Origin of the sequence: Streptomyces neyagawaensis (assembly GCF_023516595.1) — a bacterium.
Taxonomy (GTDB): domain Bacteria; phylum Actinomycetota; class Actinomycetes; order Streptomycetales; family Streptomycetaceae; genus Streptomyces; species Streptomyces neyagawaensis.
Map to the genome: position 1 here is coordinate 1 of NZ_JAMGBG010000222.1, position 11,036 is coordinate 11,036.

Here is an 11,036-nt window from a genome sequence, read left to right on the forward strand (position 1 = left end):
CACCCAGGCCCTCCTCCGCCTCGCCCGGCAGCGCATCAGCGTCCTGTTCGCCATGCTCCGCGACGGCACCTTCTACGAATCACGGCTCCCCGAAGCAGCCACCGCATGACCAGCCGGGCCTTGACGAAGGACATAGAGGCACCCCCCCGGAAAGCCTCTATGACCGAAACCGCTCCCGACTTCCGCCTTGACGGCTATGAGGCCGTCAACGACCGAGTTGCCGAGCACTTCTGGCAGCACATCACCATCAACGACACCTCGTTCACTGTGCTGGCCGAACACCACACCAGCGATGACCAACACAGCTATTACGTGCTGCACGACGGGAGCGCTACCTGGGGCTTCCCCGGCGACCCCCAGATCGTCGCTCTGCACCTGAAGCGCGATGTCGCCACGCGGACCTTCCGCTTCGACAGAGCCGAACTGCCCCTGCCGGCCATGGCCCAGTCCTGGTTGATCGCCCGCGGCTGCCCCGAGGAAGCGATCCTCTTGCACGAGGGCCTCGGCACTACTCCAGCTGACGACGCCACCCGGGCCCTGGAGGAGCGGCTGCGCCGAGACGGCGACCATTTCGCCCTCCTGCGCAGTTACACCCACGACATGGAGCAGCCCATCCAGACCACGGTGCTCCTGCGCGCCCTGGACGAGCAGGCTTCCATGCCCTTCCGGGTGCTATTGGAAGAGGCTGATACCGAGACCTCTACGCACACCCTGCGAGAGGGCGGTTTCGCCAACTTTGAGGCGGCCACGACGTGGTGGGACGCCTTCTGGCGCGGCGGACGCGACGTTCCGCTGCCCGCCGCTCCACCACCGGCCCGTCAAATCACGCCGCCCGTGGTTGCGGCCCGCACCGTGCCTCCCGCACCGCCGTGGCGGCCCGGCCGCTGAGACCACTGCAACGCCCGCGGATTTTTCCCAGGTTCACCGGGATTCCGTTCGGGCGGCGGCGAAACATAGCACCCCATTCCCGGCTAGCGAAACCGGGGATTCTCCGGACTCTTGAGTCCGAACCGCACAGAAGCCTGCTCGGGCTCTCATTCCTGGCTTGGAGCTCACTTCCCCCATGTCCGCAACTCATATATCTGTCTCCGTTACCGTTCTCAGCGCTCTGGCCCTGCCCCTGTTCCCCGTCGCAACCGCCAGTGCCACACCTGTTCAGGTGGCCACCTCGTTCGTCACGAGTTCATGTGACGACCCCGGACCGTGGCTGATCGGCACGAAGGGGGTCACGATCCGCTCCAAGCCGTCAGCCAAGTCCACTGCGGTCGGGATCCTCTACAAGGGGCACAGGTTCACTGTCCACAAGACCCGTGGGAATTGGCGTTACATCACCGACAGGACAACCGGAGTCAAGGGCTGGGTCTCTTCCGCCTACGTCTACCGCGACGTCCGTATGTGCCTGGACTAACAGCACGCCACCCAACTGACTCAGTCATCAATCGCAGGAATCGGTAGGGCAGTCGGGTCGTGACGATGACAGCCCCTGATTCCTTGGAAACACCGGAACGGAGTTCTGCAGTGCCCGACGCCGACGACGTAATGGGCGTCCTGACCGAGCAGATCCAGAATCGCTTCCAGATGCCGATCGCCGAGCTGCGCCGCACGGCGGCCTCCACTCCACAGGCCAGCCCGGAAGCCACCACGATCGTGCACTGGTACGGACTGCTCACCGAGGCCCAGCAGGTCCTGGACAGGGCCGAGGAGGCCCTTGCCGAAGCCCTCGCCCAGCACACGGAAGCGGTGCCCGACGATGAATTCGTCGAACTGCCCGATCACGTCGTGCAGCTCGCGAACACGGTGAACAGCGCGCACGGCGTGCGGGAGGGGCGCGCCATGACGCTGCGCTATCTCCTTTACCCCCAGGCCATCGGGCACCGGAGCCCAGGGGCGTGGCGAGGCGCGGGCCGTGCCACCCGCCGCGGCTCGGCCCTGCCCGCCACCGCACCGTCCCTGCCCATCGCCGCGCAGGCACCCGTACGAGGAGGCGCCCGGTGAGCGTGGCCGACAAGACCTCCACCCAGGACAGTCGGCTGGAGCGCATGTTCGGAGCCTCCTTGGGCGAGCTCTATGCGCAGGCGGCAGGCTCCGACGCTTCCCCGGCACTGCGGCGGGCGCTGGAACTTCGTTCCTTCCTTGTGGTGGCCGAAGAACAGGTGGCTCGCATACGCGACCGGGTCCACGCGGCCACCGCTCCCGATCGCGACATGAACGAGCTGTCCGCCGACCAACTGCGTTTCGATGCGCAGTGGATGGAGGCGGCCCTGGCCGGGCGCAATGGCTACGTCGCCGCGCTCGATCAGCTGCTGCGCACCATGCCCTCGTCCTGCCCGGTGCACCGTCGGCCCGTACGGCTCATCCAGCCGGTGATCACCACCAGCCTGCCGCCCGCTCCGGCCAACGCGCGCGCCGGGGCGGAGCAAAGGCCCCGTCTTTGAAAGCCGCGATTGCCCGAACCGAACGCCACCGCTCAGACGATCGCCGAGCGGATCGAGGACCTGTACGCCTCACCGCTGGCCGACCTTGAAGCCCGCGCCGAAGCCAACCCCGAGGGCAGCCTGCTCGCCGCCCTGATCATCAGCCTCACTGATCTGCAACTCGCCGAGCGCAACATCGCCTTCCAGTTGCAGCGGCTGCGGCAACTAGCCGACCCCGGACGGAAGATCGGCCCTCTCGAAGCAGGTCACATTCTCGACTGCGCTCGCCGCCTCTCCGCATCAGTTGCCACTCGCGACGCCCACGTCAAAACCCTGAGTGGCGTCCTGGCCAGCCTGCACCGCATCCCCATCCGCGCCCCGGACGTGGGGCCCGAAGCCCCGCTTTCCGTGTCCCCCGCACCTGTTACCGCTCCGGCGCGTGCCGTCGCCCGCACCCGCTGACCCTTCCACCCGCCTGAGGAGCTCCCCCATAGCCGCCACCGGTCTGTCCCGCGCCACCCTGAACGACCTGTCCCGCGTCACCGAGAGCCTGCAGATGCTCGCCCCCACCTGGAGCGTGTGGGTGCTGATGACCCTGGCCCCTCAGCCGCTGCGCTACACCGAGGTCAAGTCCAAGCTCACCCTCCTGGCGGACGGCCAGCTCCATCCGAAGCTGGGCAAGCTCGTCGACGCCGGTCTCGTAGAGCGCAAGGAGCACGGCCACCGGCATGTCACCTACGGCCTGACCCGTCGAGGCGTCGACCTGATACCCGTTCTGTCCGTGCTCGCCGGGTGGGGGGACACGCACTTGGAAAAGCCTCTCGCACGGAACAAGGCCACCGGTGAGCTGGAGCCGCAGCCGGTCGCGGTGGCGCAGAACATCGAGGACACGATCGCTTTGATCAGCCCGCGGCACTCCACGCCGCTGGTGTGGGCGCTCAGAGCCCGCGGGCCGGCGAGCGCCAAGGCGCTGGCCGCCGAGGTCATGCCGACCTACAACCTCAGCCGTGTCTACCCGCCACTGCGCCGGGTGATCGACGACGGGCTGGTCGCGGTCACGCCTTCCGGAGAGTTCCAGCTGTCCACCAGTGGCCGGGAACTCGCCCCGGCCTACCAGGCCCTTTCCGCGTGGGCGACCGGACGTCCGCTCACCGAAGCCCATCCGTTGTGGGGGCGGACTCTGACGTCGCCGCAGACCCGGCCGGGGCCATGGCTGACCACCCAGTCCCGCCTGTCGGCGCCGCCGGCCGAGCCGGCCAAGACCCCAGGCACCGCGTGGCGGGCCGGAGACCTCTTCTCCCACCGGATGCCCGCCCGCCCCCTGCCGATCCCTGCGGCAGGAGGCCCGCGCCGATGACCGGCTCCGCGATCCTCCACCACCCGCACGCGAAGCGCGTCATCAGCGCGCTGTGCCTGCCGGCGCTGATTCGGCTGGTCAGCGAGATCGACGACAACGGCCCCATCAGCCGTAGCCGAGGCAGTCTGCAGGGCGCCTTCGGCGATCTCACCTGCCACCAACTGCGCCACGCCATCGACGTCGCACGCACGCTCGGTCTGGTGCATTTCGCCGACCACGCGTCGGACCGCTACCCGAGGCGGGCGGGGACCTCGCCGCGGTGTACGACGCGGTCGCCCGAGGGGCCCGCACCCACCAGCTCCCCGGTCCCTTCAGCGACTTCGTCACCCGCGTCCAGCACACCCTGGCACTGCTCGAAGACGGCGATGTCGTCCTCTCCGCCGAGGCGGCCTCCGAGGTTCTTCAACTGCGGGGTGTGCTGGCAGAGTGGCTCCAGGCACATCCGCACATCCTGCGCGCCGTGGCATCCAGCTCCTCCCAGACAGAGGATGAGACGGAGCAGGCTGCGTGAGAGTCCGTACCGGAAACGGGCCTTCCCGCTGGCCGGTTCCCCCGCTGCTGCATGGCATTTATCTGCCGCGCAGTATGGATGCCGCCGCGTTCGCCATGACGACGTACGGCATCCCCCTGCTGGTCCTCGCCACGACCCACTCCGCGACCCTCACGGGCCTGGCCTTCGCCCTGGAATGGGCGCCGCGGCTGATGGCCTTCGCTGCGGCGGGAGCCCTGGTCGACCGCCACGGCACCACCCGCGTCTTTCGCCTCGCCGCGACAGCGAGGGCCACCCTCGTCCTGGCTGCCGCACTGCTCCTCCAGGCTCAGACGGACGGGCCCGGCGAGACCATCACCGTCATGATGCTCGCCGCAGGCAGCGGCGTACTGACCGAGTTCAGTTACATCGCGGCCGAAACAGCGGGTGGGCTCGCCAGCCGCACCGACGGCACGCCCGCCCACCGGGTGCAGTCGGTACTCCTCGGCATCGACCAGACGGCGACCCTGGCCGGGCCCGCTCTCGCCGGACTGCTCCTCAACCACACCGGCGCCACCGGCATGCTCGCCGCGGCCGCCGCCTTCTCCCTGCTCGCGGCCGCCCTCGCCCCGCCGAGGATCGCGCGACGGCACACGGACCAGCTCACCACCTCTCCGACGACGGCACACCAGGGACTGCGGACGGGCTGGCAGACCTTGCGCTCGCTGCCGACGCTCGGCTGGCTCGTCGCCGGGCTGACGCTGTCGAACCTCGCCATCGGGTTCCTGCAGGCCGCCGTCCCCGTGATCGTCGTCCAGGAATTCGGCCAGTCGAGTGCCGGTGTCGGCCTGCTCTGGTCGGCCGCGGCCGCAGCGTCCCTGATCGCGGTCGCGCTGTGCCGCCGGGCCATCGACCGTTACGGCATGTGGCCGGTCGGCGCTGTCTCGGCGGCGATCGCCGCCTCGGCCTTCCTGGCCCTCTCGCTCGCGCACACCTATGCCGCGTATCTGGCGCTGATCGCGGTCGTCATGGCCGGTGAGAGCGGCATGACGGTGGTACTGCGCACTCTGCGCTCCCCCTTGATCCCCGCCGACGTCTTCGGCAGCACCCTCGCCCTGACGATTCTGTTGCTCCTGCTGCCCTTCCCCATTGCCGGACTGCTCGTCGCCGTCGTCCCGTCCGGCCAGCTCGGCCACGCGATCAGTGTGTGTGCCGTTTTACAAGCCGTGGGCCTGGCCACCGCCTTCACAAGGCTGCGCACCCTCCCGGGGCTGCACCCTTCGGCCCTCTGACCCTCACCCGCTCCCGCATCGCCCAACGGTCGCACCTCGTGCCTCAGCGGGGAGTCGCGCCCGTTGCCCCCTTCCCGTTCTCATTGGAGCCTGCTGTTGCCGTTTCGCCCTGTTCGGCCGGACGGTGACCTGTTCACCGCCCGCATCGGCTTCCTGATCACCACCGGGGCGACGGAAGCCATCGCCCAGGCCCGTTCCCAGTCGGCGTACCGCCACCTCCCTCTCCCCGTCGCACCGGATCCCGTCGCCACTCCCGCAGAGGGGGTGGCTGAGTGAGGCTGGCAATTCTTCGCGCCGGCCCCGACCGCCTCCTGCTGACTGGGTACTTCGCCGCGCTTGGCGCGGTCATGGCCGTCTGGGGCGCGCGCATGCCGACCGTTCAGCAGGCAGCCGACCTGAGTACCGCAGGCCTTGCCCTGGTCCTGCTCGCCGCCGCTGTCGGAATGGTCGCCGGCCTTCGAGTCGGCGGCCGCATCGCCACTCCCGTCCGACAGCCGCTGCTGCTGACCAGCGGCACCGTCGGCCTCGCGGCCACCTTGGTGGTGCTCGGCACCTGCCGTACGCCGACCGCCCTCGCACTGGGGGCCTCCGCATTCGGTGTCGCGCACGGTGTGCTGGACGTTGCCGCCAATGCCTCCGCGGTCCGCTGCCAGGAGCGCCTTGGCCGACCCGTCATGGCATCGCTGCACGCGGCCTACAGCCTCGGAGCGCTCGGCGGTGCCGCGCTCGCCGCCGTCAGCTCCCACACCTCCCACGAGTGGCTGTTCGCCATGACCGGGACCGTTGTCGCCACGGTCGCTCTGGCTATCGCTCCAGCAGCACGCTCCCTTGGGGCCCGGGGCGAGCCGACCGCAGCTGCGGCCCGGCGCTCGACGGACCGCGAACACGCGCCGGTGTTGCCCCGATCGCGGTTGTGGCTTCTTGGGGCATTGGCCGCGGCATGTCTGCTGGGGGAGGGGGCCGCTGCCGACTGGGCAGCCGTCCACCTGCACGGCCTCGACGCCTCGACGGCCGTCAGCGCCGCCGCGTTCGCCCTGTACAGCGCGGCCATGGCCACCGGACGACTTGTCGGCGACCGCCTCACCGCCCACTTCGGAGCCGCCACGGTCGTACGCACCGGGGCAGTCCTCGCTGCGGCGGGACTCACCGCGGGCCTGGCCCTGGCTACCGTCCCCGCGGCTCTTGCCGGATGGGCAGCCCTCGGCCTGGGGCTGTCCGTCACCATTCCCAGCCTGATCACCGCTGCCGGACCCGGCGGGCCCCGCGCCGTCGCCACCGTCGCGGTCACCGGCTACGTCGGCCTGCTCGCCGGCCCAGCGCTGATCGGTGCTCTCGCCACAGTCACCACCCTTCCGCACGCGCTACTGCTGCCCGCCCTGCTCGCTGCCGTCGTCGCAGCACTGGCCCACAAGACCCTGGAGAACAGAACCTCTTGACAAGCACTTTCGCTTCCCCGACAGACCTGGACGCCGTGATCATCGACTACAACGGCGTACTGGGACTGCAGCCCACCACCGGCATGTGGACTCGCCTCGCCGGTCTCGCCGAGTGGCCGGACGAGCAACTCGCCTCCTTCCAGGAAGCCTTCTGGGCTCCCCGAGGGGCGTACGACGCCGGAGAACTGAGCGATCTCGCCTACTGGGCCAAGGTCCTCGGCTACCACCCTGGCCCGCGGTTGCTGCGCGAACTGCGAGCCGCCGACACCGCGATGTGGATTCAGACCGATCCGAGGCTTCTTGCCGTCCTGGGCCGGATACGCGAAACAGGCCTGCCGATGGTCCTGCTCTCAAACGCACCCGCCCACCTAAGCAACGTCCTCGACGCCACCCAATGGCGCCGGACACTGATGACCGAGGCCCTCTACTCTGCCCGACTCGGCGTGTGCAAGCCCGAACGGGCAGCCTACGAACACGCGCTGGCCGCCGCCCAAGCCGCTGAGCCGGGGCGCGTGCTCTTCATCGACGACCGCGCGGACAACTGCCAGGCCGCCGCCGCGCTGGGTCTGCGCACGCTGCACTACACCGGCCAACCTGGTGACGTAGAGGAGCAGTTGCTCCCCACTGAGTCGACACCCTTCGCGCCCCGGTAGCCCAACACGGCGGCAGCCGCTGATACCGCCTTCCACGGCTCGACCGACGACCCCCACCCCCAGGACCTCCGTGCCAGACACCGAAGAGATCGACGGCGACGTCTACGTATCCCCGCGCTACCTCGCTGGCAGTACAGCCATCGGAGACCCCGGGCTGGAGCCTCTGCTCGCGCTTGGCTGGGACCTCCATCACGACGACCTCGGCAACGCCTACATCACCGCACCGGACCACCGCATCCGACTCGGCTACCTGCCCGAGGGAGATGACGATGGACTGTGGCGGATCAACGCCTACCGTGACCGCTTCGGCCCACCCGCGTGGGGCGTGAGCTTCAACGACATGGCACCCACCGAATTCGTCACCGCCTTCACCACAGCCCTCGCCGACGCGTACATCGTCGGCCCCGACCTCTACCTCGCCCCGCCCGATCGCAAGGACCCAGAGCTCGGCGCCTTCGCCGCCGTGGTCCCGCTGATCCGAGGTGGCTGGCATTTCCAGCGTCCGCGCTGGGGCGTGATGGAGCTACAGCCCTCCGATGGTCTGGCCGCCCTGCAGTACACCACCGGCCGCCTCGATCCGGAGAAGGAACTGACCACCCTTCAGGCCCGCTGGTACCTGTCGGGCGGCCCGAAGAGCGGCCACGCTCACTGGTACGCCACCGCCTCCACCCACACACCGATCGCCCTGGTGAAAGCCATCACCCAGAGCGTGGCCGATCCGGCACCCGTACCGCGATGGAAGGACGGGATGCTCCCCTGGCTGAGGGAGTCTGCCCAGCTCACCCCTGTCACGCCACCCGCGCCGCCGCTTCCGACCCCGCTCGACGTCCAGCGTGCCGCTGCCCGTCGGCCACCAGCGCTCGGGACCCGCAGCGTCCCGCGCTGGAGCACCAGCACCCCCGCCCCTGTCCGTACCGGCCCACGGCGCTGAACGTCCGTCCTTTCCCGCCAGTCCATACGCCGGAAGGCATTCCGCCCGTGTCCCTGCACGCCCAGCAGTTCTTCACCGAGCACCTCATGCTCCCGTTCGCCGAGAGCGCTGTCGTCGGCGACACGTACTACGCCGCTCCGCTGCCCAAGTCCCCGCTACGGCTGCGGATCGACTTCTCGCGCACCATCCGCGAGAGCGAGTACGACGGTCTGCGCCTCGCCGTCGTCCACCCTGAGAAGGGCGACGTCGACGCCGTGGTCCTCGCCTTCGTCGAGCACGGCACCTTCGCACGACGCGACGCCGAACGTGATGTCCAGCCCGGATTCAGCGGCTACGCCCGCATCCTCGATCTGCACCATCACAACCGCCAGCCGCCGTGGAACGGCGCGGAAGTCAGGGGACTGCGCACGGCGATCGAGCAGTACACCAAGGTCTGGTTCCCCGGAGGCTGGACGACTTCTGCCCACTCACGACCGGCGGCGCGTACAGCGCGCAACGTCCCGACGGCCGCGGCCGGCTACACCGCAGCCCGCGCCCGCTGATGCGCCCTCCGAATACGGAGACCCGTGCCCCCGCCCCGCTGGCCGTCCTGCCGCGCAGGCGGGAACACAGGGCCTCCAGCCCAGGGGCTCGGCAGCACGTCGTATGGTCGGTGACCGCGTCCACGCCGAAGGCTGTGGCGTAGGCCTCAGTTGTCATGGAGGACCTGTGGTATTTCCGGACCGATCCGACGGGGCATTCGGAGCTGTCCTGCCCATCGCGTGTGAGCGACCAGGTCATCGAGGGCCTCAGGGCCGGACATCCAGCGGAGGAGGCCGCTGCCGAGGCCGACGTGGCGCCCGAGATCTTGGAGATCGCGGCCGTCGCGGACAGAGCTTTGGCGGTCGCCTTCAGCGGCCGGGACCCTTATACCCCGAAGTCGAAGGTCATGCGGCAGTGCGCGGAGGTGTTGCGCGGCGTCGCCTTCGGGATGACACTCGCCGCCGTGGCCGTGCCGCACTTGACGCCGTTCGCGCCAGGGCCGACGCTTCCGCAGAGACTCCCCACTCGCGGCTGTCACCTGCGCGGACCGGCTTCTTGCTCCAGGCCTTGCGCGAAGGCGACACGGTCAAGGCCGCTGCGGCTCGCGTGGGAGTCTCCCCCAGTACCGTGTACGCCACCGGAGATGCGACCCGGCCTTCGCCAAGCAGATGGAGGAAGCCCGGGCGGAGAGAGTTCGGACCCGTCCGCCCAAGGAGAAGAAAAAACCACGGCCGCAGCGCTTTCACGGATGGGAAGGACGGTACCGGCTGATCCGCCTCGACCCGCCGGCCGTGGCCGACGTCGCTGCCTGCGATGTCGTCGAGCAGACGACCGGCAATGACTCCGCCGTCGATTCCAAAAGCCGCTGATCGAGGCGTCCTGGGGGTCTCTGGTCACCAGCCGCTGCTTTCGCACCCGTTGGCCGGACTTCCCCGCATGCCCGTCGCGTTCGTCGTAACCGTGATGGGTGGCGTGGTCGTGTGCGGTGCCGGTGCGGGTCCCGTGGCCCGCCGACTTCTCGATGCGCCACAGATTGGTCCACGGCTGGCGCGGGACTGCTCCTCTCCGCTTGCGGGCGTGGTCATCGCCGCCCCGCCGACGCTGGACCGCTGCCGACGCATCTGAGTGGACGTTAAGTCCGATCTTCCCTGGTTCGTGATCGCTCGATCGTGGTACTGATGGCTGCGCGGGCCATGTAATGAGCATGTCCATGTTGAGATGCGGGGCATGGAGAGAAAGCCGTACCCCAGCGACTTATCGGACGTGCAGTGGGCGTTGATTGAGCCGATGATCATGGCCTGGAAGCAGGCGAGGGTAGCGCGGTCGGCGACCGGTGATCCCGGGGTCTGCGATCTGCGGGAGGTCGTGAACGCGATCTTTTACCAGAACCGGACGGGCTGTCAGTGGCGCTACCTGCCCCATGACCTGCCGGCCTGGTCGGCGGTGTTCTACTACTTCACGCTGTGGCGCCAGGACGGCCTTGACCAGCGGATCCAGGAACTCCTGCGCTGCCAGGTCCGGGAGAGAGCCCGGCGATTAGAGGACCCGTCCCTCGTGATCATCGACACCCAGTCCGTGCGCGCGGCGGCCGGTGTCCCGAAGACCACAACGGGACTGGACGCCAACAAGAAGGTCTCGGGCCGCAAGCGGGGACTGGCCGTCGACGTGCTGGGGCTGATCATCGGCGTCGTCGTGCTCGCCGCATCCGCCCACGACAACACCGCCGGCACCGCTCTGCTCGACCAAGCCGCCGAGCGGTGCGGGATGCGTCTGGAGAAGGCACTGGTGGACCAGGGCTTCAAGGACGAGGTCCTCATCCACGGTGCCCTGCTGGACATCGGCGTCGAAGTCGTCCGCCGCAATCCGGCCGACCAGGGCAAAGGTTTCGTCCCGCAACCGAAGAGGTGGATCGTGGAACAGGTCAACGGCACGCTGATGCTGCATCGCCGACTGGCCCGCGAG

The 11,036-nt window shown here is 69.2% G+C and carries 14 protein-coding genes; 13 read left to right on the forward strand and 1 reads right to left on the reverse strand.

The window, feature by feature from the left end:
* Positions 1–159 precede the first annotated feature (159 nt).
* The 6 genes from M8J73_RS44125 to M8J73_RS44150 all read left to right on the forward strand — a co-directional run bounded on the left by M8J73_RS44125 (position 160) and on the right by M8J73_RS44150 (position 3,771).
* A complete protein-coding gene (locus M8J73_RS44125; RefSeq protein ID WP_240501799.1) occupies positions 160–888 on the forward strand; it encodes a hypothetical protein in 729 nt (242 codons plus the stop codon).
* A 271-nt stretch (positions 889–1,159) separates the two neighbouring features.
* Positions 1,160–1,408, forward strand: a complete 249-nt coding sequence (locus M8J73_RS44130) for an SH3 domain-containing protein (protein WP_372504110.1) — start codon at positions 1,160–1,162, stop codon at positions 1,406–1,408.
* Positions 1,409–1,518: 110 nt separating this feature from the next.
* Positions 1,519–1,995, forward strand: coding sequence for a hypothetical protein (locus tag M8J73_RS44135; RefSeq protein ID WP_055543278.1), 477 nt, complete (start codon positions 1,519–1,521; stop codon positions 1,993–1,995).
* Positions 1,992–2,435: a hypothetical protein gene (locus M8J73_RS44140; RefSeq protein ID WP_240501798.1), complete on the forward strand. Its 444-nt coding sequence runs from the start codon at positions 1,992–1,994 to the stop codon at positions 2,433–2,435. The genes M8J73_RS44135 and M8J73_RS44140 overlap by 4 nt, the downstream gene beginning before the upstream one ends.
* A 9-nt stretch (positions 2,436–2,444) precedes the next feature.
* Positions 2,445–2,876 (forward strand): hypothetical protein, encoded by a 432-nt coding sequence (locus tag M8J73_RS44145; RefSeq protein ID WP_055543277.1) that lies wholly within the window; start codon positions 2,445–2,447, stop codon positions 2,874–2,876.
* The gene (locus M8J73_RS44150) at positions 2,854–3,771 is read left to right on the forward strand and encodes a winged helix-turn-helix transcriptional regulator (protein WP_240501797.1); all 918 of its coding nucleotides are present in this window, start codon (positions 2,854–2,856) and stop codon (positions 3,769–3,771) included. The genes M8J73_RS44145 and M8J73_RS44150 overlap by 23 nt, the downstream gene beginning before the upstream one ends.
* A 229-nt stretch (positions 3,772–4,000) precedes the next feature.
* On the opposite strand, the gene M8J73_RS44155 is transcribed toward M8J73_RS44150, so the two are convergent.
* Positions 4,001–4,213, reverse strand: coding sequence for a hypothetical protein (locus M8J73_RS44155; protein ID WP_157873191.1), 213 nt, complete (start codon positions 4,211–4,213; stop codon positions 4,001–4,003).
* A 143-nt stretch (positions 4,214–4,356) separates the two neighbouring features.
* Here M8J73_RS44155 and M8J73_RS44160 point away from each other — a divergent pair, with 143 nt between their 5' ends.
* The 7 genes from M8J73_RS44160 to M8J73_RS44190 all read left to right on the forward strand — a co-directional run.
* Positions 4,357–5,532 carry an MFS transporter gene (locus M8J73_RS44160; RefSeq protein ID WP_079054996.1) on the forward strand — a complete coding sequence of 392 codons (1,176 nt, stop codon included), beginning with the start codon at positions 4,357–4,359 and terminating at the stop codon, positions 5,530–5,532.
* Positions 5,533–5,879: 347 nt separating this feature from the next.
* Positions 5,880–6,968 (forward strand): MFS transporter, encoded by a 1,089-nt coding sequence (locus M8J73_RS44165; RefSeq protein ID WP_240501472.1) that lies wholly within the window; start codon positions 5,880–5,882, stop codon positions 6,966–6,968.
* A complete protein-coding gene (locus tag M8J73_RS44170; RefSeq protein ID WP_055540231.1) occupies positions 6,965–7,621 on the forward strand; it encodes an HAD-IA family hydrolase in 657 nt (218 codons plus the stop codon). Before M8J73_RS44165 ends, M8J73_RS44170 begins: the two co-directional genes overlap by 4 nt.
* A 70-nt stretch (positions 7,622–7,691) precedes the next feature.
* A complete protein-coding gene (locus tag M8J73_RS44175; RefSeq protein ID WP_055540232.1) occupies positions 7,692–8,552 on the forward strand; it encodes an SPDY domain-containing protein in 861 nt (286 codons plus the stop codon).
* Between the two features lie 47 nt (positions 8,553–8,599).
* Positions 8,600–9,094 carry a hypothetical protein gene (locus M8J73_RS44180; RefSeq protein ID WP_055540233.1) on the forward strand — a complete coding sequence of 165 codons (495 nt, stop codon included), beginning with the start codon at positions 8,600–8,602 and terminating at the stop codon, positions 9,092–9,094.
* Positions 9,095–9,742: 648 nt separating this feature from the next.
* A complete protein-coding gene (locus M8J73_RS44185; RefSeq protein ID WP_157873192.1) occupies positions 9,743–9,943 on the forward strand; it encodes a hypothetical protein in 201 nt (66 codons plus the stop codon).
* Between the two features lie 358 nt (positions 9,944–10,301).
* A partial coding sequence (locus tag M8J73_RS44190; RefSeq protein WP_249829910.1) for an IS5 family transposase occupies positions 10,302–11,036 on the forward strand: 735 nt, incomplete at its 3' end.